This is a genomic window from Burkholderia sp. NFPP32 (assembly GCF_900119325.1).
Taxonomy (GTDB): domain Bacteria; phylum Pseudomonadota; class Gammaproteobacteria; order Burkholderiales; family Burkholderiaceae; genus Burkholderia; species Burkholderia pyrrocinia_C.
Genome location: NZ_FPJP01000001.1, coordinates 139,410 through 161,101, shown reverse-complemented (window position 1 = coordinate 161,101; position 21,692 = coordinate 139,410). Strand labels below are relative to the sequence as shown.

Sequence of the window (21,692 nt, the reverse complement as noted above, 5' to 3'; positions counted from 1 at the left end):
CGCTGCCGATGAACCATGCTCGTTGACAGGCGCCGGCGCGCGTTTCGCGCATCCGGCGCAACGGCAGGGAGCCGATCGTGACCGAGTGTTTTGCCGATCGCGCCGATGCGGGCCGCCAACTGGCCGGCGCGCTGAGCGATTATGCGGGGCGTAGCGACGTCGTCGTGCTCGCGTTGCCGCGCGGCGGCGTGCCCGTCGCGTATCCGGTTGCCTGCGCGCTGCGCGCGCCGCTCGACGTGCTGGTCGTGCGCAAGCTGGGCGTGCCGTGCGAGCCCGAGCTCGCGATGGGCGCGATCGCAACGGGTGGCGCGATGCATCTGCAGCGTTCCGTGATCCGCTCGATGGGTGTGACCGACGCGCAGCTCGCCGACGTGATCGTGCGCGAGACGGCCGAGCTGCATCGCCGCGAAGCGCTGTATCGCGGCGCTGCGCCGCCGCTGCCGGTCGACGGGCGCATCGTCATCGTCGTCGACGACGGCGTCGCGACCGGCGCGTCGATGCGTGCCGCGCTGCAGGCGCTGCGCGAACGCCACCCGGTGCGGATCGTGGCGGCCGCGCCGGTCGCGCCGGCGGGCGCGCAGCATGCGTTCGACGGTCTGGCCGACGCGTTCGTCGCGGTATCGCAGCCGCAACCGTTCTTCGGGATCAGCCAGTTCTACGCGCACTTCGGGCAAACGAGCGACGACGAGGTGCGTACGTTGCTCGACGCGGCCCGCATGCAACGCGGCATCACGTCCGCCTGATCCGGCGCGAGCGCGGGCGAGGGCGGCCGGCCTCGGCCAGCGCGAACACGCGCTGCAGCATCGGATGGACATTGCCGAGCCAGCGCGCGCCGGTGAACAGCCCGTAGTGATCGCAATCGTCGATATCGACGCGATAGCGCTCGTCGGCCGCGAGGCCGCTGCACATGTCGAGTGCCGCATGCGTTTGGCCGGCGCCCGTGACGGCGTCGCATCGGCCTTCGACGGTCAGCAGCGCGACGCCGCGCAGCGCGGCAGGCTCGACGCGCCGGCCGCCCACGTCCCACGTGCCGTTCGCGAGGCACATGCGCTGGAACACGATGTCGACCGTGTCGAGGAAATATTCGGCCGGCATGTCGAGCAGCGCCGTGTATTCGAGCAGCGCGCGCCGCGCGCCGGCGAGCGCGGCCATGTCGAAGCGCGACGCGGCCAGCGCGTACGCCTCGACCAGCGACATGAAACGCTGCGGGTACATCAGCGCGATCTCGCCCTGCTGGAGATAGGTCGGGAACACCTGGCGACCGTGCCCCGCGAAGCCGGGCGGCACGATGTCGATCAGGTGGCGGCGGCACCAGCCGAGCGAGCGGGTGGCTGCCGCGGTGCCGAGCGCGCTCGGATTCAGGCGTGCGTCGAGCGGGCCGCCGATCAGCGTGATGCTCGCGGGCGGCGCCAGGCCGCGCTCGGCGCGCAGCGCGAGCGCGCCGAGCGCCGGCACGGTCGCCTGGCACACGGCGACGACGTGCAGCGGCCGATCGTCGAGCGCGAGCCCGTCGACGAAGCCGTCGAGCGTCGCGACATACTCGTCGAGCCCGAAGCGGCCCGACGCGAGCGGCACGTCGCGCGCATTGCGCCAGTCGGTCACGCAGACGTCGCCGTCGGCGAGCAGCGTCTCGACGGTTTCCCGCATCATCACGGCCGCGTGCCCGGCGAGCGGCGCGCACAGCAGCACCGTGCGCCGCGCATCGGCGCGCGTGAAGCGCCGCAGGTCGCAGAACGGCGTGTGCGCGGCAACCCGTTCGCCGATGGCGGATCGCCCGATGTCGAAGCGCGGCGGCCCGGCCGGCTGCCCGAGCAGCGGCTCGAACAGGTCGTCATAGCACGACGACGCGGCCTGCGGCAGCGTCGCCGCGGGCCACGCATCGAACGCGTGCCGCGTCGCCGCGCGCCAGGCGCGCATCCATTCCCGCTGCTGCTCGACGAGGGCATACCACATGGCGGACCTTGAGGCGGAAGGGGCGTGAATCTGCATTATGGTCATTGCGGCCGGGTAGCGGGGCGCTGATACGTATCAAGCGGACGCGCGTACGAGCGCGCTAGGCGACGGCTCGCGACGCTGCTACAGTTTTCGTCCCATTCTCCTCAAGCGGAGCGTTTGCGATGAAGCTGATCGGCATGCTGGATTCCCCGTTTGTGCGCCGTGTCGCCATTTCGGCGAAGCTGCTCGACCTGCCGTTCGAACACGAGTCGATCTCGGTGTTCCGTCATTTCGAGCAGTTCAGGGCGATCAATCCGGTCGTCAAGGCGCCGACACTCGTGACCGACGACGGCGCGACGCTGATCGATTCGTCGCTGATCGTCGACTATCTCGATCACCTGGTCGCGCCGGAGCGGCGCCTGCTGCCCGACGCCGCCGACGCGCGGCTGCGCGCGCTCGTGCCGGTCGGTTTCGCGCTGGCGGCAGCCGAGAAGACCGTGCAGGTCATCTACGAGCAGGCGCTGCGCCCGTCCGACAAGCAGCACGCGCCGTGGCTCGAGCGCGTGCTGAGCCAGCTCGAGGGCGCGTACGGCGAGCTGGAGCCGCTCGTTGCGGCCGCGAACGGCTGGTTCGGCGGTGCGCGCCTGCTGCAGTCCGACGTGACGGTCGCGGTGGCGTGGCGCTTCACGCAGTTCGTGGCGGCCGATTACCCGGCGCTCGCGCGGATCGATCCGGCCCGCTATCCGGCGCTCGCCGCGCATTCTGCGCGTGCGGAAGCGTTGCCGGCGTTCGTCGAAACGCCGCTCGCGTAGGCCTGGCGGCCCCTGGAGGCGGGGCGCGAGGCCGCCCCGCGCCGCTGCCTGCCGGCCGCTCGGCCGCACCCGGCAAGCCGCCGCCGATTGTTCTCGGTGGCCGACAAGTGACTTCGCATTCGCGCCGTTTATCCGGAAGCGGCCGGTCCCTAGAATCCACTCCATCGAATCACGCATTGCCAGATGGAGCCGATGATGAAAGCCCTGCTCGAATCAAGCCTGTACCACCCGTCCGTCGTGTTGCCGCTTGCCGCGCTGACGCAGTTGATGGTCGAGCGCGATTTCAATCTCGGCCAGGTCGGGCTGATCGTCGCGGCACGCGGCGCGCAGGCGGCGGTATCTCGCTCGCGTGCGCTGATCTTCAGCCGTCACGGCGAAGCGCACGCATGATGGCGCTCACGGCTAACGGATGAAAAAAAGCCCGGCCGGCGCAAGCCGGTCGGGCGGATCGGATTCGATCGGGCCCCGGCTTCGGCCGGGGCTTTTTCATGGGCGACGCTCAGGCGCGTGCGGGCGACACGACGCCGTACATCTCCGAGTCGTCGTCCTCGCGCAGCTGGCGCGCGAGCTGGTGCGCCTCGCGGCGCGTCGCGACGGCCGGCGGCGAGCCCTTGAGCGGCTGGCGCGCGGTTTCCGCGAGCGCGACGACCGACACGATGCCGATCACGGCGGCGCCCATCATGTAGTACGCGGGCATCATCAGGTTGTGCGTCACGTCGACGAGCCATGCGGTAACGAGCGGTGTCGTGCCGCCGAACAGCGATACCGACACGTTGAAGCCGATCGCGAGCGCGCCATAGCGGATCTCGGTCGGGAACAGCGCCGGCAGCGCCGACGGCATCACGCCGGTGAAGCAGGACAGCAGCACGCCGAGGACCAGCAGGCCGCCGAACACCGATGCCGTGGTGCCCGCATGGATCAGCATCATCGACGGGATCGACAGCACGAGCAGCCCGACACAGCCGGCGAGCATCACCGGCTTGCGGCCGATCCGGTCGGACAGGCGGCCGGCGAAGAGCGTCATCGGCATCATCAGCACCATCACGAGCAGCACCAGCACGAGGCTGTGCGATTCGTCGAAGTGCAGCGTCGACGACATGAAGCTCGGCAGGTACGACAGCACCATGTAGTCGGTCACGTTGAAGATCAGCACGAGGCCGACGCACAGCAGCAGCGCACGCCAGTTGCGCATCAGCGTTTCGCGGAAGCGCGCCTTCGGCACGGCCTTGTCCTGCGCTTCGCGCTCTTCGGCCTGGCGCTTGAACGCGGGCGTTTCCTCGAGCTTCATCCGGATATAGAGACCGATCAGGCCGAGCGGGCCGGCGATCAGGAACGGCACACGCCAGCCCCACGACAGCAGCGCTTCCTGTGACAGCGACGCGGTCAGCAGCGCGACGACGCCCGCACCCATCACATAGCCGATCAGAGTGCCGAATTCGAGGAAGCTGCCCATGAAGCCGCGGCGCTTGTCGGTCGAGAATTCGGCGATGAAGGTGGCCGCGCCGCCGTATTCGCCGCCGGTCGAGAAGCCCTGCACGAGGCGGGCGACGAGCAGCAGCGCGGGCGCCATGATGCCGATCGACGCGTAGCTGGGGATCAGGCCGATCGCGAAGGTGCCGGCGGCCATCATGATCATCGTCGCGGCGAGCACGCGCTGGCGGCCGATGCGATCGCCGAGCGGGCCGAACACCATGCCGCCGAGCGGGCGCACGAGGAATGCGGCCGCGAACGTGCCGAAGGTCGCGAGCAGCTGCGCGGACGGGCTGCTGGACGGGAAGAACACCTTGCCGAGCGTGACGGCGATATAGCTGTACACGCCGAAGTCGAACCATTCCATCGCATTGCCGATGGCCATCGCGCTGACGGCGCGTTTGAGCAGGCTCTGGTCGACGACGGTGATGTCGTCCGCGGCGAGCGGAGCGTCGCCGGACGAAGTGGAGGAAGAAGCAGCGGTCGGGCTGACGTGTGTTGCGGTCAAGGTCATGCACTCCTTTGACTGCGCCGGAACGGGCGGGCCGTCCGACACGGTTTGCCTGCAAGCGCGGTGTCGTGTGCGGCGCGTCGGGGCAGGCCATTAAGCACTTACTGCGCAACGGGCAGCAAAGGGCCGTAAGGGGCTGCTTCGACGCGGGCCCGATGGGCCGTCGCGACAGTGCGCTCATGAAGAATGGGCCGCGTGATGCTGGCGGCAGATGCCGGTGCGGACGGAGGTCCGGCGTTCCGGCAAGCGCCCCGAAAGGGGCAGCGAAACGAGAAAAGCGGGCCTGTCGGGCGGGCTTTCCTGTGGGTGCAATTTCGGTCGAAGCGCCGGCCCGCAACGCGCGGACGGACTTCTCTCGAAATCGAATAGACAGAGATTGAATGTTGAAACAGGCGACATGATAGCACGATGACGGATGATCGTGCAAATTGCCGGGAGACGCCCGTCTGGCGGGGCGTCCGGCGCGGCCTGCTCGGGTATGATCGGCGGCGCGCGGCGGGGCCGTGCGGCTCCCCGGCGACGGGGCCGAATTCACGAGGAACCGGATGACCGAACTGATGAGGATCGCGGCGCTGTTCGCCGCCACCGCGCTGGCCGAAATCGTCGGCTGTTACCTGCCGTGGCTCGTGCTGAAGGGCAGCCGGCCGGCCTGGCTGCTGGTGCCGGCCGCGCTGTCGCTCGCGCTGTTCGCGTGGCTGCTGACGCTGCACCCGAGCGCGGCCGGGCGTACCTATGCCGCGTACGGCGGCGTGTATATCGCGGTTGCGCTGGTCTGGCTGCGGGTGGTCGACGGTGTCGCGCTGACCCGCTGGGACGTGGCCGGCGCGGTGCTTGCGCTCGGCGGGATGGCGGTCATCGCGCTGCAGCCGCGCGCGTAAGCGCGGCCGCAGCGCGTGCCGCGTGCGTCAGGCCGTTTCGGCGGCGCCCGCGTCGGCGGACTTGCGCCACACGCATGCGCCCTTGACCGACTTGTCGAGCTCGTCGAGTTGCGCCTGGTGCGCGGCGAGCTCGTCGTCGCTCGCGGCCACCACGACCAGGTCGAGCGCGGCGAGCGACACGCGCTGGCCGTTCGCCGCGCCGCCGTCGGCGCCCGCGTCGTCGAGCATGTCGATCACGAGGCTGTCCTGGCCGCGCGTCATCGCGAGATACACCTCGGCGAGCAGCTCCGAGTCGAGCAGTGCGCCGTGCAGCGTCCGGTGCGCGTTGCTGATGCCGAAGCGGTCGCACAGCGCGTCGAGCGAGTTGCGCTTGCCGGGGAACATCTGCTTGGCCTGCACGAGCGTGTCGATCACGCCGCCGCAATGTTCGGTGAACGGCGGCAGGTCGAGCCGCGCGAATTCGGCGTCGAGGAAGCCAAGGTCGAACGGTGCGTTGTGGATGATCAGCTCGGCGTCCTTCACGAAGTCGAGGATCTGGCTGGCGACTTCCGCGAACTTCGGCTTGTCGCTGAGGAATTCGGTCGTGAGGCCGTGCACGGCGAGTGCGCCCGGATCGCTGTCGCGCTCGGGGTTCACGTAGAAGTGCAGGTTGTTGCCGGTGAGCCGCCGGTTCAGCAGCTCGACGCAGCCGATTTCGATGAGACGGTCGCCCGTGCGGGCGTTCAGGCCCGTGGTTTCGGTATCGAGAATGATCTGGCGCATGTCGGGAAAAACGATGGAAACAGGGGAGTGGCCGGCGTTCAGGCCGTGAGCGATTCGACGCCGCGATTCGCGAGCGCGTCCGCGCGCTCGTTTTCGGGATGGCCCGCGTGACCCTTGACCCAGCGCCACTCGACCTCGTGCTGCGCGACGAGCGCGTCGAGCCGTTTCCACAGGTCGGCGTTCTTCACGGGCGTCTTTGCCGCGGTGACCCAGCCTTTCTTCTTCCAGCCGTGGATCCACTCGCTGATGCCTTTCTGCACGTATTGCGAATCGGTGTGCACGATCACCTGGCACGGCCGCTTCAGCGCCTCGAGCGCGGCGATCACGCCCATCAGCTCCATGCGGTTGTTGGTCGTGTTGGGCTCGCCGCCGAACAGCTCCTTTTCGCGGTCGCCGTAGCGCATCAGTGCGCCCCAGCCGCCGGGGCCGGGGTTGCCCTTGCAGGCGCCGTCGGTATAGATGTCGATCGTATCGATTGTCATGAATGTTCTTGATGGGTGGTCGGGGAGGCCGCGGGCGTCAGGCCTGGCGCGAGCACGGGTTTTTTCATCTTGATCTGGCCGACGAGGCGCATGCCGCGCACGCGCTTGACGGCCGTCACCATGTAGACGGCGCCGAAGATCGGCCACCAGCGGTCGCCCGCGGCTTCCATGAAGCCGTAGCGGGCCAGCCACTTGTCGGTGACCAGCGGCGGCCGGTAGCAGCCGAAGCGGCCGCGTTCGAGGTCGAAACCGAGCAGCTTGATCCAGTCCTTGAGCCGGATGAACGCGATCTGGTCGCGCGTGGCCGGCACGAACGGGCGGTTCGCCATGCGCCCGAACGATTGCCGCATGCCCCACAGGCTGAGCGAATTGAAGCCGGTGATCACGAGCTGGCCTTCCGGCATCAGCACGCGCTCGGCCTCGCGCAGCAGGCGGTGCGGGTCGGACGTGAATTCGAGCGTGTGCGGCATCACGATCAGGTCGACGCTCTGCGACTCGAACGGCAGGTCGAGCAGGTCGCACCACGTCGTGCTGCGATCGGCGGGCGCGTGCTCCGGCGCGTGCGCTTCGCGCGCCCACGGATACTGGTACGGCGCGCTCGCGCCGCTCGCCGGATCGAGCACGAGGCCGCGATACGGCATGCGGTTCTCGCGCAGTGCGTCGAGCTGCGGCAGGCCGAGCTGCAGCGCGTGGAACCCGAAGACGTCGGACACGATCCGGTCGAGCTGCGCCTGCTCCCAGTCCAGCACGTAGCGGCCGGGAGGCGAGTCGGTCCAGGCGGGCCAGTCTATAATTTGACGATCAGGCATAACGATGGTTGCGCGCCCATGAACGAGCTGGAATACGTGCCGGTTCCGGCATTCGAAGACAACTATATCTGGCTCGTCTCGGACGGCCGCGATGCGATCGCCGTCGATCCGGGTGAAGCCGCGCCGGTGCGCCGGGTTCTTGCCGAACGAGGCTGGCGGTTGACCGCTATTTTACTCACGCACCATCACGCCGACCATGTCGGCGGTGTCGAGGCGCTGCGCAATAGCCAACCGGCCGATGTGCCGCTCACCGTTTACGGCCCCGCGGCCGAGGCGATCGGCGTGGTCACGCGGCCGCTTTCGGGCGGCGATCGCGTGACGGTCGACGCGCCGGCCGTCGCGTTCGACGTGCTCGACGTGCCCGGCCATACGCGCGGCCACATCGCCTATTTCCAGGCGGCCGGGCAGGGCGCCGCGGTGCCGCACGTGTTCTGCGGCGACACGCTGTTCTCGTGCGGCTGCGGCCGCCTGTTCGAGGGCACGCCCGCACAGATGCTCGCGTCGCTCGACGCGCTCGCGGCACTGCCGGGCAATACGCACGTGCATTGCGCACACGAATACACGCTGTCGAACATCCGCTTCGCGCTCGCGTGCGAGCCCGGCAATGCGGCGCTTGCCGCGTGGCGCGACGACGCGCAGGCGCTGCGCGCGCGCGGCGTGCCGACGCTGCCGACGACGATCGCGCACGAGCGCGCGGTGAACCCGTTCATGCGCGCGGACAGCGCCGCCATCCATGCGACGCTCGAGGCCGAGCTGCACGAAACGGTGCCGGATCGTCTGGCGGCGTTTACGCTGATGCGGGAGTGGAAAAACCGGTTCAGATGATCATTTCCGGAGGACTCCAAAGCTCAAGCGGTGTCTGTAAAAATTGCTCCAAATGTAGGATTTCGCTGAGTTTTCGGTGTTTTTATTGACGTGAAGCACGCACTTCCGTAGTATCGCCAGCAATTTCCAGCCGTCGGAAGCCGAGATTTTCATGCGACTTATATTGAGTGCGATGGTGGTCCTGCTACTCGCCGCTTGTGCGAGCCAGGCTCCTGTCGCCAACAACGCCGCCGATCCGCAGGCGGCGTCCAACTACCTCCGTAAATCAGCCACCGCCAAAGAAACTGTCGACGTCGACAAGCAATCCGTCGGCGACCTGACCAGTGCGGACTCCGATCTCTGGGGCCGCATCCGTCGCGGCTTCCAGATGCCCGACCTGCAGAGCGACCTCGTCGACATGCAGACGACCTGGTACACGCAGCGTCCCGATTACGTGCAGCGCATGACCGAGCGCTCGCAGAAGTACCTGTATCACATCGTCGAGGAACTCGAGGCGCGTCACATGCCGACCGAGCTCGCGCTGCTGCCGTTCATCGAGTCCGCGTTCAACCCGCAGGCGCTGTCGGTCGCGAAGGCGGCCGGCATGTGGCAGTTCATGCCCGGCACGGGCCGCACGTACAACCTGAAGCGCAACATGTGGCAGGACGAACGGCGCGACGTGCTCGCGTCGACGAGCGCCGCGCTCGACTACCTGTCGCGCCTGCACGACATGTTCGGCGACTGGTATCTGGCGCTGGCCGCGTACAACTGGGGCGAGGGCAACGTGCAGCGCGCGATCGCGCGCAATCAGGCGGCCGGCCTGCCGACCGACTACCAGAGCCTGCGGATGCCGAACGAGACGCGCAACTACGTGCCGAAGCTGCAGGCGGTGAAGAACATCATCGCGAGCCCGAAGCAGTACGGCCTGACGTTGCCGGACATCCCGAACCACCCGTATTTCGTGACGGTCACGACGTCGCGCGACATCGACGTCGCGGTCGCCGCGAAGCTCGCGAACCTGTCGCTCGACGAATTCCGCTCGCTGAACCCGTCGTTCGCGAAGCCGGTGATCCTCGGCGCGACCGAACCGCAGATCTTGCTGCCGTTCGACAACGCGTCCGCGTTCGAGAAGAACCTGAAGTCATACAACGGCCAGCTTTCGACGTGGACCACCTATACGGTCAGCGAACGTGCGCGGCCGGCCGCGATCGCCGAGAAGATCGGCGTGGACGCCGATACGCTGATGTCGGTCAACAAGATTCCGGCCGGCATGCGCCTGAAGCCGGGTTCGACGATCGTCGTGCCGCGCGGCGATGACGACGACGAGGACATCAGTGCCGACGTCGCCGAAAACGGCGCGCTCGCGATGGAGCCCGACGTACCCGACACGCGCAAGATGCTGATCCGCGTGCGCCGCAAGCAGTCGATGGCGGCGATCGCCGGCCGCTACGGCGTGTCGGTCGGCCAGCTCAAGGCGTGGAACCGCACGCACCGCGATCTCGCGATGCCGGGCCAGGCGCTCGTGCTGCACGTGCCGGTCGGCCGCTCGGTGCCGGCGGAACCCGGTCCGGAGCGGATCGCGACGTCGGTCGGCGGTGCGCGCATCGAGCGCGCGAGCCTGGCGGTGGGCGGCAAGTCGCACGGCGCGAAGCGCGGCGCGGCAAAGCCGGCGGCTAAATCGGCCAAATCTGCGAAAGCTGCACCCGCGAAGGCCGCGCCGGCCAAGGGCAAGAAGAAATAACGCGGCTGCGAAGCGCGGTGGGCGGCCGGTCCGGGCCGCGCGATTGCGCTATCATCCGGCGAATTGCAACGAAACGCCGTCACCGAGGTGACGGCGTTTTCGTTTGTGCGCGGTGCGAGGGCGCCGCGCCGTTTCGACAGTCTTCATATCACGAGGGGGAGCGATGTCGTCGGTGCAGGTGAGGGTGCTCGCGCTGTTTTCGATCGGGTATTTCGTATCGTATGTGTTTCGTGGCGTCAATCTGGGTTTCGCGCCGTTCGTCACGCATGAGCTCGGGTTGTCGGCCGCCGATCTCGGCCTGCTCACCAGTCTCTATTTTCTCGGTTTCGCGGGCGCGCAGATTCCGGCCGGCGTGATGCTCGACCACTTCGGCCCGCGCCGCGTGACGGCCGGCATGCTGCTGTTCGCCGCGGCCGGCGCCGCCGTGTTCGGCGCCGCGCACGGCATCGGCACGATGATGGTCGGCCGGCTGCTGATCGGCGTCGGCGTGTCGGTGTGTCTCGGCGCGGCGTTCAAGGCGCTCGCGCAGCATTTCCCGGTCGGCCGACTGCCGCTCGTCAACGGCCTCGTGATGGCGGTTGGCGGCCTCGGCGGCGTCGTGGTCGGTTCGCCGCTGACCTGGCTGCTCGGCTGGACGAACTGGCGCGCGATCTGTTTCGGCCTCGCGGTGCTGACGGTGATCGTCGCGGCCTCGATCGGCTTCGGCGCGCCCGAAGCGAGGCAGGTGCGCCACCAGGGCGAGCTCGTCAGCCAGTTCAAGGGCACGTGGCACATCCTGAGCAGCCGCGCGTTCTGGAAGATCTCGTCGTTCTCGGTCGTCACGCAGGGCGTGTTTTACGCGATGCAGTCGCTGTGGGTCGGGCCGTACCTGCGCGACGTCGCGGGGTTCGATGCGTCGCATGCCGCGCGCCTCGTGTCGGTGCTCGGCTTCGCGATGATGGCCGGCTGCGTCGGCTTCGGCGCCGCGGCGCGCGTGCTCGAGCGGCGCGGCGTGTCCGTCTACGCATTCTGCGGGGTCGGCATGGCGCTATTCGTCGCGACGCAGGTCGCAATCGTCGCGCGCATGCCGTTGCCGCCGGCCGTGCTGTGGGCTGCATACGGGATGTTCGGCGGCGTCGGCATCCTGACCTATGCGGTGATGGCCGGGCACTTTCCCGCCCACCTGATCGGCCGCGCGAACACGACGCTCACACTGGTGATCTTCCTGCTGATCTTTGCGTTCCAGATCGGTGTCGGCGCGGTGCTGTCGCGCTGGCCCGCGGTCGACGGCCGTTATCCGGCCGCCGCGCACCTCACCGCATGGGGCGTGCTGCTCGCGCTGCAGCTCGCGAGCGCAGTCTGGTACGTGTGGCCCGCGCGCGGCGCTGGCCAAGCGCACTGATCCGGCGGTACGCTGGTGGGTGGGGCGGCTGCGGAAACGGGGCCGCAGCACGTCGAGCGTGCGCCGTTGCGCGTACGCCGTACCGCGCTGCCGGTGGCGGCGCGCGCATGATCGGACGGCCATATCGATTGAAGATAGGGCCATTTTCGGGCTATAATTTGAAAGTTTGTGCTGATCAACCTCGCACCCTAGCGCCTACCTCATTCATCCCGTTCATCCGCCGCACGCCGCCTGCCGGGCGATGCCGCGAAGCCTCGTGCGCCACGCGCCGGGTTCGCGTCTCGACAACGCAGGCCGCGTCCAGCTAGCGACTACGCGCGCCCACGCAGCGCGGCGCTCGCGCGGCAGGGTAAACAGGTCGGCAGCAGGGTGTTCCCCAAGGAGCCTCCCGTGTTGCCGTCTTTTTCTCCCGCCTTGCTTGCACTCGCCGACGGCACGGTCTTTCGTGGTTATTCGATCGGGGCCGAAGGCCATACGATCGGCGAAGTCGTGTTCAATACCGCGATCACCGGCTATCAGGAAATCCTGACTGATCCGAGCTACGCGCGCCAGATCGTCACGCTCACCTACCCGCATATCGGCAACGTCGGCGTCAACGCCGAAGATGTCGAAGCCACGAAAGTCCATGCCGCCGGCCTGATCATCCGTGATCTGCCCACGCTCGCATCGAACTTCCGCATGGACCGCACGCTCGGCGATTACCTGCGCGACGAAGGCGTCGTCGCGATCGCCGGCATCGATACCCGCAAGCTGACCCGCATCCTGCGCGACAAGGGCGCGCAGAACGGCTGCATTCTCGCCGGCTCGGACGACGAGGCGAAGGCGATCGAGCTCGCACGCTCGTTCCCGGGCCTCGCCGGCATGGATCTCGCGAAGGTCGTGTCGACCACCAAGCCGTTCGAGTGGAAGCAGACGGAATGGCGCCTCGGCAGCGGCTACGGCATGCAGGAAGCGCCGAAGTACCGCGTCGTCGCGTACGATTTCGGCGTCAAGTACAACATCCTGCGCATGCTCGCGGAACGCGGCTGCCAGGTCACGGTGCTGCCCGCACAGGCGAGCGCGGCCGATGCGCTCGCGCTGAATCCGGACGGCATCTTCCTGTCGAACGGCCCCGGCGATCCGGAGCCGTGCGATTACGCGATCGCGGCCACGAAGGAATTCATCGAGCGCGGCGTGCCGACCTTCGGCATCTGCCTCGGCCACCAGATCATGGGCCTCGCGGTCGGCGCGAAGACGCTGAAGATGAAGACGGGCCACCACGGCGCGAACCACCCGGTGAAGGATCTCGGCGACGGCCGTGTCGTGATCACGTCGCAGAACCACGGTTTCGCGGTCGACGCGGATTCGCTGCCGGCCAACGCGCGCGTGACGCACGTGTCGCTGTTCGACGGCACGCTGCAGGGCTTCGAGCTGACCGACAAGCCGGCGTTCTGCTTCCAGGGCCACCCGGAAGCGTCGCCGGGCCCGCACGACATCGGCTATCTGTTCGACCGTTTCACCGCGCTGATGGACGCGGCGAAGCAGCGCAACGCCTAACGCAACCGAAGGACGGGAGATTCGCATCATGTTCGGCCACGCACTCGGCATCACGGATATCTGGACCTACGTGTTCGGCGTGATCTTCATCATCCTGCTGCCGGGGCCGAACTCGATGTACGTGCTGTCGCTCGCGGCGCAGCGCGGCGTGAAGGCCGGCTATCGCGCGGCCTGCGGCGTGTTCGTCGGCGACACGGTGCTGATGGTGCTGTCCGCCGCGGGCGTCGCGTCGCTGCTGAAGGCGAATCCGCTGCTGTTCTCCGTCGTCAAGTACGGCGGCGCCGCGTATCTGCTCTACATCGGCACCGGCATGCTGCGCAGCGCGTGGCGCAAGCTGCGCGCGCCGGCGGGCGAGCCCGCCGAGGCACCGCAGGCGGTCGACGGCGAGCGGCCGTTTCGCAAGGCGCTGATCGTGAGCCTGCTGAATCCCAAGGCGATCCTGTTCTTCATCTCGTTCTTCATCCAGTTCGTCGACCCGGCATTCCCGCATCCCGCGCTGTCGTTCGTCGTGCTCGGGGCGATCGCGCAATGCGCGAGCTTCCTGTACCTGAGCACGCTGATCTTCGCGGGTGCGCGGCTCGCCGAGCACTTCCGCCGCCGCCGCAAGCTCGCGGCAGGCGCGGCGAGCAGCGTGGGCGGCCTGTTCATCGGTTTCTCGGTGAAGCTCGCGCTCGCGACCATGAGCTGAGCGCTGCCGGCCGACCCACGACAACGATTACTTATTGAATTCACAAGCCATGCCAAAACGCACAGACATCAAAAGCATCCTCATCATCGGCGCCGGCCCGATCATCATCGGCCAGGCGTGCGAGTTCGACTATTCGGGCGCGCAGGCTTGCAAGGCGTTGCGTGAGGAGGGCTACAAGGTCGTTCTCGTCAACAGCAACCCGGCGACGATCATGACCGACCCGAACACGGCCGACGTGACCTACATCGAGCCGATCACGTGGGAAGTCGTCGCGCGCATCATCGAGAAGGAGCGCCCGGACGCGATCCTGCCGACGATGGGCGGCCAGACCGCGCTGAACTGCGCGCTCGACCTGCACCACCACGGCGTGCTCGAGAAGTTCGGCGTCGAACTGATCGGCGCGTCGCCGGAAGCGATCGACAAGGCGGAAGACCGCCAGAAGTTCAAGGAAGCGATGACCAAGATCGGTCTCGGCTCCGCGAAGTCGGGCATCGCGCACTCGATGGAAGAAGCGACCAAGGTGCATGCCGAGATCATGGCGGGCACCGGCGGCAGCGGCTATCCGGTCGTGATCCGTCCGTCGTTCACGCTCGGCGGCTCGGGCGGCGGCATCGCGTACAACCGCGAAGAGTTCGAGGAAATCTGCAAGCGCGGTCTCGACCTGTCGCCCACGCGCGAACTGCTGATCGAGGAATCGCTGCTCGGCTGGAAGGAATACGAGATGGAAGTCGTGCGCGACCGCGCCGACAACTGCATCATCGTCTGCTCGATCGAAAACCTCGACCCGATGGGCGTGCACACCGGCGACTCGATCACGGTCGCGCCGGCGCAGACGCTCACCGACAAGGAATACCAGATCCTGCGTAACGCATCGCTCGCGGTGCTGCGCGAGATCGGCGTCGACACGGGCGGCTCGAACGTGCAGTTCTCGATCAACCCGAAGGACGGCCGCATGGTCGTCATCGAAATGAACCCGCGCGTGTCGCGTTCGTCGGCGCTCGCATCGAAGGCGACCGGCTTCCCGATCGCGAAGGTCGCCGCGAAGCTGGCGGTCGGCTACACGCTCGACGAGCTGAAGAACGAAATCACCGGCGGCCAGACGCCGGCGTCGTTCGAGCCCACGATCGACTACGTCGTCACGAAGATCCCGCGCTTTGCGTTCGAGAAGTTCCGTGAAGCCGATTCGCGCCTGACGACGCAGATGAAGTCGGTCGGCGAAGTGATGGCGATCGGCCGCACGTTCCAGGAATCGTTCCAGAAGGCGCTGCGCGGCCTCGAAGTCGGCGTCGACGGTCTCGACGAGAAGTCGACCGACCGCGACGAGATCGCGATCGAGATCCACGAGCCGGGCCCGGACCGCATCTGGTATGTCGGCGACGCGTTCCGCATCGGCATGACGGCCGAGGAAATCTTCGCGGAAACCGCGATCGACCCGTGGTTCCTCCATCAGATCGAGCAGATCATCCTGAAGGAAAAGGCGCTCGCGGGCCGCACGCTCGCGTCGCTGACGTTCGACGAGCTGCGCTACCTGAAGCAGAGCGGCTTCTCCGACCGCCGCCTCGCGAAGCTGCTCGGTGCGACGCCGGAAGACGTCCGCCGCCGCCGCGTCGAGCTGAACGTGCGCCCGGTCTACAAGCGCGTCGACACCTGCGCGGCCGAATTCGCGACGAAAACCGCGTACATGTACTCGACCTACGAGGAAGAGTGCGAGGCGCAACCGACCACGAACAAGAAGATCATGGTGCTGGGCGGCGGCCCGAACCGGATCGGCCAGGGCATCGAGTTCGACTACTGCTGCGTGCACGCGGCGCTCGCGATGCGCGAGGACGGCTACGAAACGATCATGGTCAACTGCAACCCGGAAACGGTGTCGACCGACTACGACACGTCCGACCGCCTGTACTTCGAGCCGCTGACGCTCGAAGACGTGCTCGAGATCGTCGACAAGGAAAAGCCGGTCGGCGTGATCGTCCAGTACGGCGGCCAGACGCCGCTGAAGCTCGCGCTCGACCTCGAGGCGCACGGCGTGCCGATCGTCGGCACGTCGCCGGACATGATCGACGCCGCCGAAGACCGCGAACGCTTCCAGAAGCTGCTGCAGGATCTCGGCCTGCGCCAGCCGCCGAACCGCACCGCGCGCGCGGAAGACGAAGCGCTCAAGCTCGCCGAGGAAATCGGCTACCCGCTGGTCGTGCGTCCGTCGTACGTGCTGGGCGGCCGCGCGATGGAGATCGTCCACGAGCCGCGCGACCTCGAGCGCTACATGCGCGAGGCCGTGAAGGTGTCGAACGATTCGCCGGTGCTGCTCGACCGCTTCCTGAACGACGCGATCGAGTGCGACGTCGACTGCATCTGCGACGGCGAAGCCGTGTTCATCGGCGGCGTGATGGAGCACATCGAGCAGGCAGGCGTCCACTCGGGCGACTCGGCATGCTCGCTGCCGCCGTACTCGCTGTCGAAGGAAACCGTGGCCGAGCTGAAGCGCCAGACGGGTGCGATGGCGAAGGCGCTGAACGTGGTCGGCCTGATGAACGTGCAGTTCGCGATCCAGCAGGTGCCGCAGGCGGACGGTTCGAAGCAGGACATCATCTACGTGCTCGAAGTGAACCCGCGCGCGTCGCGCACGGTGCCGTACGTGTCGAAGGCCACCAGCCTGCCGCTCGCGAAGATCGCGGCGCGCGCGATGGTCGGCCAGAAGCTCGCGCAGCAGGGCGTGACGAAGGAAGTCGAGCCGCCGTACTTCAGCGTGAAGGAAGCCGTGTTCCCGTTCGTCAAGTTCCCGACCGTCGATCCGGTCCTCGGGCCTGAAATGCGTTCGACCGGCGAAGTGATGGGCGTCGGCCAGACGTTCGGCGAAGCGCTGTTCAAGTCGCAGCTCGCGGCCGGTTCGCGCCTGCCGGAGTCGGGCACGGTGCTGCTGACCGTGATGGACGCCGACAAGCCGAAGGCCGTCGAAGTCGCGCGCATGCTGCACGACCTCGGCTACCCGATCGTCGCGACCAAGGGCACGGCTGCCGCGATCGAAGCGGCCGGCGTGCCGGTGAAGGTCGTGAACAAGGTGAAGGACGGCCGTCCGCACATCGTCGACATGATCAAGAACGGCGAGATCGCCCTCGTGTTCACGACGGTCGACGAGACGCGCCAGGCGATCGCCGATTCGCGTTCGATCCGCATGAGTGCGCAGGCGCACAAGGTCACGTACTACACGACGATGTCGGGCGCGCGCGCGGCCGTTGAAGGCTTGCGCTACCTGAAGGATCTGGAAGTCTATGATTTACAAGGTCTTCACGCTCGCCTAAACTAAGCAGTCAGTTACCTGTCGAAGCAATACGTGCCGCGGTTAAGCGGTGTTTCCGGTTCATCGGAAACGCGCTTAATCGCGGTGATTTTTTTTAAAGCCGTTTTTAGCGATTGAGCCGTTTATGAGCACCATTCCGTTGACAAAGCGTGGCGCAGAGCAACTGCGCGATGAATTGCAGCGCCTCAAATCCGTCGAGCGGCCGGCCGTGATCAATGCGATCGCGGAGGCCCGCGCACAGGGCGATCTGTCCGAAAACGCCGAATACGATGCCGCGAAGGAAAAGCAGGGCTTCATCGAGGGTCGTATCGCGGAAATCGAATCGAAGCTGTCGGCCGCGCAGGTCATCGATCCCACCGTGCTCGATGCCGAAGGCCGCGTGGTCTTCGCGTCGACGGTCGAGCTCGAGGATCTCGAGTCGGGCGACACCGTCAAATACCAGATCGTCGGCGACGACGAAGCCGATATCGATCACGGCCTGATCTCGGTCAGCTCGCCGATCGCGCGCGCACTGATCGGCAAGTCCGAAGGCGACGTCGCGGCCGTGCAGGCGCCGAGCGGCGTGCGCGAATACGAAATCATCTCGGTCAGCTACATCTGAAGCGGGGCGACGTGATGCCGCATCGCGTGTTCCGTCTGCTGTCGGCCGTGTGGGTCGGCAGCCTGCTGACGATCGGGTATGCGGTCGCGCCCGTGCTGTTCAAGACGCTGGAGCGGATGACGGCCGGTTCGGTCGCTGCCCAGCTGTTCCGTATCGAGGCGATCCTCGGTGTCGTGTGCGGCGTGCTGCTGCTCGCGTTGTCGAACCAGCAGGTGCGGCGCGGCAGCGGCGAATATCGCCGCGTGCGCTGGATCGTCGCCGCGATGGTCGTGTGCGTGCTGGTCGGGTATTTCGCGCTGCAGCCGTTCATGAACGCGCTGCGCGTGGCCGCGATGGACGCGGGCACCGACATCGCGAACTCGCCGTACGCGAGTCGCTTCGGGATGCTGCACGGCGTCTCGAGCGTGTTCTATCTCGTCGAGAGCGTGCTGGGGCTGATGCTGATCTGGCGTCTGCCGGCGCGCGACGCCTGAGCGCAGCGCGGCACGGCGTGACCCATGCCGCGTACGCGTTTTACTTGTCCTGGTGCGGCCGCTTGGTGCTTGCCTGGCGCTTTTTCGCGCGCTTCACGTTGCCGCCTGCCGTCACGCGCTCGTTGCCGCGCACGACGACCTTCGTCGGCTTCGGGCGACGCACGGGGCTCGCGTTCGGCGACACCTTGACGACCTTGACCGTGCGCGGTGCGCGGCCTTTCCTGTCGTCGGCGGCTTCGGCCGCGCTCGGCAGCGTGCCGGCGCGACGGCCGCGGGCCGGGGCCGCTGCGGCGGCCTCGGGTTTCCAGATCACCAGCAGCTTGCCGATATGCTGGATCGGCGCCGCGCTCAGGCGATCGCAGATCTCGTCGTAGATCGCGACGCGTTCGTCGCGTTCGTCGCCGAACACGCGGATCTTGATCAGCTGGTGCGCGGCGAGGTGCACCTTGATTTCCTTCAGCACGGCGTCGGTCAGCCCTTCGGCGCCGATCAGCACGACGGGCTTGAGCGCATGGGCCTGGGAGCGCAGCGCGGAGCGCTCGGCGGGAGAAAGCGAAAGGGCGGGCATGGAAATGTCGAAATCTAAATAGGGGCACGCGGCCTGAAAAACGATCGCGGGAAGTTACCGCGTCAGCCGTGCGCCGAAACCACGTAAAATCGCGGCTTGGGCCTGAAAAGGGGCCGCAGCCGCGCGAAGAAGACGCGTATTATCCGCTAAAAGCGCGGCTTCACGAAGCAAATGGCAGCAATCTCTCTCTCGAATGGCAAAAAACCGCTTTAACCAGCACTGGCTGCACGACCACATCAACGACCCGTACGTCAAAATGGCGCAGCGGGAGGGCTATCGCGCGCGTGCCGCGTACAAGCTGAAGGAAATCGACGAGCAGGACAAGCTGGTCCGTCCGGGCCAGGTGATCGTCGATCTCGGCGCGACGCCGGGCAGCTGGAGCCAGTATGCCCGCAACAAGCTCGCGCAGGGCAAGAAGCGCGACACCGAGCGCGAAGGCGGCATCGACGGCACGATCATCGCGCTCGACCTGCTGCCGATGGAGCCGATCGCCGACGTCCACTTCATCCAGGGCGACTTCCGCGAGGACGAAGTGCTTCACCAGCTCGAGGAAGTGCTCGAAGGCCGCGCGGTGGACCTTGTTATTTCGGACATGGCCCCCAACCTCTCCGGTGTGGCCTCGGCGGACGCGGCGCGCATCGAGCATCTCTGCGATCTGGCGCTCGAATTCGCGCAGAACCATCTGAAGCCGGACGGTGCGCTGCTCGTGAAATGCTTTCACGGCAGCGGCTACAGCCAGATCGTCGAGAAATTCAAACAGCAGTTTAAGACCGTCGCGCCGCGCAAGCCCAAGGCGTCCCGCGACAAATCGTCCGAAACGTTCATTTTGGGTCGGCATCTGAAGCATCCGCGCTGATGCGCGGCGGGGTGCCGCAAACGGGCTCCGGCCCTTGCCAGACAAGCGAAGCGCTATCGCGGCGGTTGTCAATGCTTATGGCGAGGGTGGTCGGACTGGATTAGAATGACCGAGGGGCGCCGCAAGGAAAATGTAGGCGCTCGTCTACGAGTGAAGGAGTGGTGCTTTGAACAACAATATGTTTTCGAAGGCAGCGGTGTGGTTAGTGATCGCACTGGTGCTGTTTACGGTGTTCAAGCAGTTCGACAAGCCCCGCGTCCAGGAAGGCGTGTCCTATTCGCAGTTCATGGACGACGCCAAGAACGGCAAGGTCAAGAACGTCATCGTTCAGGGGCGCAACCTCACCGTCACTCCGGCTGATGGCCAGAAATACCAGATCGTGTCGCCCGGCGACATCTGGATGGTCGGCGACCTGATGAAGTACGGCGTGCAGGTCAGCGGCAAGGCCGACGACGAGCCGAATGCGCTGATGTCCGCACTGTACTACCTCGGGCCGACGATCCTGATCATCGTGTTCTGGTTCTACATGATGAGGCAGATGCAGGGGGGCGGCAAAGGCGGCGCCTTCTCGTTCGGCAAGTCGCGAGCGCGGCTGATCGACGAGAACAACAACGCGGTGAACTTCTCCGACGTCGCGGGCTGCGACGAAGCGAAGGAAGAAGTGTCCGAGCTCGTCGACTTCCTGCGCGATCCGCAGAAATTCCAGAAGCTGGGCGGTCGCATTCCGCGCGGCGTGCTGCTCGTCGGCCCGCCGGGTACCGGCAAGACGCTGCTCGCCCGCGCGATCGCGGGTGAAGCGAAAGTGCCGTTCTTCAGCATCTCGGGTTCGGACTTCGTCGAGATGTTCGTCGGCGTCGGCGCGGCCCGTGTGCGCGACATGTTCGAGCAGGCGAAGAAGCATGCGCCGTGCATCGTGTTCATCGACGAAATCGACGCGGTCGGCCGTCATCGCGGCGCCGGCATGGGCGGCGGCAACGACGAACGCGAACAGACGCTGAACCAGATGCTGGTCGAGATGGACGGCTTCGAGGCGAACTCGGGCGTGATCGTGATCGCCGCGACCAACCGTTCCGACGTGCTCGACAAGGCGCTGCTGCGTCCGGGCCGTTTCGACCGTCAGGTCTACGTCGGTCTGCCGGACATCCGCGGCCGCGAGCAGATCATGCGCGTGCACCTGCGCAAGGTGCCGATCGCGAACGACGTCGATGCGGCCGTCATTGCACGCGGCACGCCGGGCTTCTCGGGCGCCGATCTCGCGAACCTCGTGAACGAGGCTGCGCTGTTCGCGGCACGCCGCGGCAAGCGCATCGTCGAGATGCAGGATTTCGAGGACGCGAAGGACAAGATCTTCATGGGTCCGGAGCGCAAGTCGGCCGTGATCCGCGAGGAAGCGAAGCGCGCGACCGCTTACCACGAGTCGGGCCACGCGGTGGTCGCGAAGCTGCTGCCGAAGGCCGACCCGGTGCACAAGGTCACGATCATCCCGCGCGGCCGTGCGCTGGGCGTCACGTGGCAGTTGCCGGAGCATGACAACGAGACGTACTCGAAGGACTACCTGCTGGACCGCCTCGCGATCCTGTTCGGTGGCCGGGTGGCGGAAGAGCTGTTCATGAATCTCGTCAGCACCGGCGCATCGGACGACTTCAACAAGGCAACGCAGACGGCGCGCGCGATGGTGGCCCGTTTCGGCATGACCGATGCGCTCGGACCGATGGTCTACGTCGACGACGAGAACGATGCGTCGCCGTTCGGCCGCGGCTTCACGCGCACGATCTCGGAAGCGACGCAGCAGAAGGTCGATTCGGAAATCCGCCGCGTGCTCGACGATCAGTACACCCTTGCGCGCCGCCTGCTCGAAGAGAACCGCGACAAGGTGGAAGCGATGACGGCCGCGCTGATGGAGTGGGAGACGATCGACGCCGATCAGATCAACGACATCATGGAAGGCCGTCCGCCGCGCTCGCCGAAGAGCTCGCCGGCTGTCGGCGGCGATTCGTCGGGCGGCGGCAGCAGCGCCGAGGTCAAGCCCGGCAACGCGCCGGCGCCTGCTTCGCCGGCGGCATAACCTCCGCTTTAGCACCGTTCAC

Annotated in this window: 20 protein-coding genes; 14 read left to right on the top strand and 6 right to left on the bottom strand. The window is 66.9% G+C overall.

From position 1 onward, the window contains the following. Positions 1-77: 77 nt before the first annotated feature. On the top strand, positions 78-743 hold the full coding sequence (locus tag BT264_RS00665) for a phosphoribosyltransferase (protein ID WP_072435881.1): 666 nt from the start codon (positions 78-80) through the stop codon (positions 741-743). On the opposite strand, the gene BT264_RS00660 is transcribed toward BT264_RS00665, so the two are convergent. Further along, positions 730-1,953 (bottom strand): polyhydroxyalkanoate depolymerase, encoded by a 1,224-nt coding sequence (locus tag BT264_RS00660; protein ID WP_072435880.1) that lies wholly within the window; start codon positions 1,951-1,953, stop codon positions 730-732. The genes BT264_RS00665 and BT264_RS00660 overlap by 14 nt on opposite strands. 164 nt (positions 1,954-2,117) lie before the next feature. Here BT264_RS00660 and BT264_RS00655 point away from each other — a divergent pair, with 164 nt between their 5' ends. Together BT264_RS00655 and BT264_RS00650 are read left to right on the top strand one after the other, a co-directional pair. Then, the gene (locus BT264_RS00655; protein ID WP_072435879.1) at positions 2,118-2,747 is read left to right on the top strand and encodes a glutathione S-transferase family protein; all 630 of its coding nucleotides are present in this window, start codon (positions 2,118-2,120) and stop codon (positions 2,745-2,747) included. 195 nt (positions 2,748-2,942) lie between these two features. Next, positions 2,943-3,137, top strand: a complete 195-nt coding sequence (locus BT264_RS00650; RefSeq protein ID WP_072436412.1) for a hypothetical protein — start codon at positions 2,943-2,945, stop codon at positions 3,135-3,137. Positions 3,138-3,246: 109 nt separating this feature from the next. On the opposite strand, the gene proP is transcribed toward BT264_RS00650, so the two are convergent. Beyond that, entirely contained in the window at positions 3,247-4,731 is a 1,485-nt protein-coding gene (proP, locus tag BT264_RS00645) for a glycine betaine/L-proline transporter ProP (RefSeq protein WP_072435878.1), read from the bottom strand. 542 nt (positions 4,732-5,273) lie between these two features. Between proP and BT264_RS00635 the strand changes: the two genes are divergently transcribed. Beyond that, on the top strand, positions 5,274-5,606 hold the full coding sequence (locus tag BT264_RS00635) for a YnfA family protein (RefSeq protein WP_072435877.1): 333 nt from the start codon (positions 5,274-5,276) through the stop codon (positions 5,604-5,606). Between the two features lie 27 nt (positions 5,607-5,633). Here BT264_RS00635 and dnaQ read toward each other — a convergent pair whose 3' ends face one another. The 3 genes from dnaQ to BT264_RS00620 are packed head-to-tail and all read right to left on the bottom strand — an operon-like array spanning position 5,634 to position 7,659. Further along, positions 5,634-6,368, bottom strand: a complete 735-nt coding sequence (gene dnaQ, locus BT264_RS00630) for a DNA polymerase III subunit epsilon (protein WP_072435876.1) — start codon at positions 6,366-6,368, stop codon at positions 5,634-5,636. A gap of 38 nt (positions 6,369-6,406) precedes the next feature. Beyond that, positions 6,407-6,850 (bottom strand): ribonuclease HI, encoded by a 444-nt coding sequence (rnhA, locus tag BT264_RS00625; protein WP_072435875.1) that lies wholly within the window; start codon positions 6,848-6,850, stop codon positions 6,407-6,409. Beyond that, the gene (locus BT264_RS00620) at positions 6,847-7,659 is read right to left on the bottom strand and encodes a class I SAM-dependent methyltransferase (protein WP_034183269.1); all 813 of its coding nucleotides are present in this window, start codon (positions 7,657-7,659) and stop codon (positions 6,847-6,849) included. Before BT264_RS00620 ends, rnhA begins: the two co-directional genes overlap by 4 nt. A gap of 18 nt (positions 7,660-7,677) precedes the next feature. On the opposite strand from BT264_RS00620, the gene gloB reads away from it, so the two are divergent. From gloB to BT264_RS00575, 8 genes are all read left to right on the top strand, one after another. Then, positions 7,678-8,484, top strand: coding sequence for a hydroxyacylglutathione hydrolase (gloB, locus tag BT264_RS00615; RefSeq protein ID WP_072435874.1), 807 nt, complete (start codon positions 7,678-7,680; stop codon positions 8,482-8,484). Positions 8,485-8,635: 151 nt separating this feature from the next. Next, the gene (locus BT264_RS00610) at positions 8,636-10,204 is read left to right on the top strand and encodes a transglycosylase SLT domain-containing protein (protein WP_072435873.1); all 1,569 of its coding nucleotides are present in this window, start codon (positions 8,636-8,638) and stop codon (positions 10,202-10,204) included. A gap of 163 nt (positions 10,205-10,367) precedes the next feature. After that, positions 10,368-11,585 (top strand): MFS transporter, encoded by a 1,218-nt coding sequence (locus tag BT264_RS00605; protein ID WP_072435872.1) that lies wholly within the window; start codon positions 10,368-10,370, stop codon positions 11,583-11,585. A gap of 390 nt (positions 11,586-11,975) precedes the next feature. Continuing rightward, positions 11,976-13,121 carry a glutamine-hydrolyzing carbamoyl-phosphate synthase small subunit gene (gene carA / locus BT264_RS00595; RefSeq protein ID WP_072435871.1) on the top strand — a complete coding sequence of 382 codons (1,146 nt, stop codon included), beginning with the start codon at positions 11,976-11,978 and terminating at the stop codon, positions 13,119-13,121. A 28-nt stretch (positions 13,122-13,149) separates the two neighbouring features. Continuing rightward, positions 13,150-13,809 carry a leucine efflux protein LeuE gene (leuE, locus tag BT264_RS00590; protein WP_072435870.1) on the top strand — a complete coding sequence of 220 codons (660 nt, stop codon included), beginning with the start codon at positions 13,150-13,152 and terminating at the stop codon, positions 13,807-13,809. A gap of 49 nt (positions 13,810-13,858) precedes the next feature. Next, positions 13,859-17,113, top strand: coding sequence for a carbamoyl-phosphate synthase large subunit (carB, locus tag BT264_RS00585; RefSeq protein WP_072435869.1), 3,255 nt, complete (start codon positions 13,859-13,861; stop codon positions 17,111-17,113). 118 nt (positions 17,114-17,231) lie between these two features. Next, positions 17,232-17,708: a transcription elongation factor GreA gene (gene greA, locus BT264_RS00580; RefSeq protein ID WP_021163362.1), complete on the top strand. Its 477-nt coding sequence runs from the start codon at positions 17,232-17,234 to the stop codon at positions 17,706-17,708. Positions 17,709-17,722: 14 nt separating this feature from the next. Further along, positions 17,723-18,181: a DUF4149 domain-containing protein gene (locus tag BT264_RS00575; protein WP_072435868.1), complete on the top strand. Its 459-nt coding sequence runs from the start codon at positions 17,723-17,725 to the stop codon at positions 18,179-18,181. Between the two features lie 40 nt (positions 18,182-18,221). Here the strand turns inward: BT264_RS00575 and BT264_RS00570 are convergent, their stop codons facing one another. Then, positions 18,222-18,749 carry a YhbY family RNA-binding protein gene (locus BT264_RS00570; RefSeq protein WP_072435867.1) on the bottom strand — a complete coding sequence of 176 codons (528 nt, stop codon included), beginning with the start codon at positions 18,747-18,749 and terminating at the stop codon, positions 18,222-18,224. Positions 18,750-18,942: 193 nt separating this feature from the next. Between BT264_RS00570 and BT264_RS00565 the strand changes: the two genes are divergently transcribed. Both BT264_RS00565 and ftsH read left to right on the top strand, forming a co-directional pair. Continuing rightward, the gene (locus BT264_RS00565) at positions 18,943-19,605 is read left to right on the top strand and encodes an RlmE family RNA methyltransferase (protein ID WP_034183277.1); all 663 of its coding nucleotides are present in this window, start codon (positions 18,943-18,945) and stop codon (positions 19,603-19,605) included. Between the two features lie 166 nt (positions 19,606-19,771). After that, complete coding sequence (ftsH, locus tag BT264_RS00560) at positions 19,772-21,670, top strand: ATP-dependent zinc metalloprotease FtsH (protein WP_072435866.1); 1,899 nt, start codon at positions 19,772-19,774, stop codon at positions 21,668-21,670. The last annotated feature ends 22 nt before the right edge of the window (positions 21,671-21,692 follow it).

What these genes read in the sequence shown, in the direction of transcription:
- carB (WP_072435869.1), top strand. Translation starts at nt 13,859, where the DNA reads ATGCCAAAACGCACAGACATCAAAAGCATCCTCATCATCGGCGCCGGC.
- rnhA (WP_072435875.1), bottom strand. Translation starts at nt 6,850, where the DNA reads ATGACAATCGATACGATCGACATCTATACCGACGGCGCCTGCAAGGGC.
- BT264_RS00650 (WP_072436412.1), top strand. Translation starts at nt 2,943, where the DNA reads ATGAAAGCCCTGCTCGAATCAAGCCTGTACCACCCGTCCGTCGTGTTG.
- BT264_RS00655 (WP_072435879.1), top strand. Translation starts at nt 2,118, where the DNA reads ATGAAGCTGATCGGCATGCTGGATTCCCCGTTTGTGCGCCGTGTCGCC.
- greA (WP_021163362.1), top strand. Translation starts at nt 17,232, where the DNA reads ATGAGCACCATTCCGTTGACAAAGCGTGGCGCAGAGCAACTGCGCGAT.
- proP (WP_072435878.1), bottom strand. Translation starts at nt 4,731, where the DNA reads ATGACCTTGACCGCAACACACGTCAGCCCGACCGCTGCTTCTTCCTCC.
- BT264_RS00605 (WP_072435872.1), top strand. Translation starts at nt 10,368, where the DNA reads ATGTCGTCGGTGCAGGTGAGGGTGCTCGCGCTGTTTTCGATCGGGTAT.
- BT264_RS00660 (WP_072435880.1), bottom strand. Translation starts at nt 1,953, where the DNA reads ATGTGGTATGCCCTCGTCGAGCAGCAGCGGGAATGGATGCGCGCCTGG.
- BT264_RS00565 (WP_034183277.1), top strand. Translation starts at nt 18,943, where the DNA reads ATGGCAAAAAACCGCTTTAACCAGCACTGGCTGCACGACCACATCAAC.
- BT264_RS00610 (WP_072435873.1), top strand. Translation starts at nt 8,636, where the DNA reads ATGCGACTTATATTGAGTGCGATGGTGGTCCTGCTACTCGCCGCTTGT.
- gloB (WP_072435874.1), top strand. Translation starts at nt 7,678, where the DNA reads ATGAACGAGCTGGAATACGTGCCGGTTCCGGCATTCGAAGACAACTAT.
- BT264_RS00635 (WP_072435877.1), top strand. Translation starts at nt 5,274, where the DNA reads ATGACCGAACTGATGAGGATCGCGGCGCTGTTCGCCGCCACCGCGCTG.
- leuE (WP_072435870.1), top strand. Translation starts at nt 13,150, where the DNA reads ATGTTCGGCCACGCACTCGGCATCACGGATATCTGGACCTACGTGTTC.
- BT264_RS00575 (WP_072435868.1), top strand. Translation starts at nt 17,723, where the DNA reads ATGCCGCATCGCGTGTTCCGTCTGCTGTCGGCCGTGTGGGTCGGCAGC.
- BT264_RS00620 (WP_034183269.1), bottom strand. Translation starts at nt 7,659, where the DNA reads ATGCCTGATCGTCAAATTATAGACTGGCCCGCCTGGACCGACTCGCCT.
- dnaQ (WP_072435876.1), bottom strand. Translation starts at nt 6,368, where the DNA reads ATGCGCCAGATCATTCTCGATACCGAAACCACGGGCCTGAACGCCCGC.
- BT264_RS00570 (WP_072435867.1), bottom strand. Translation starts at nt 18,749, where the DNA reads ATGCCCGCCCTTTCGCTTTCTCCCGCCGAGCGCTCCGCGCTGCGCTCC.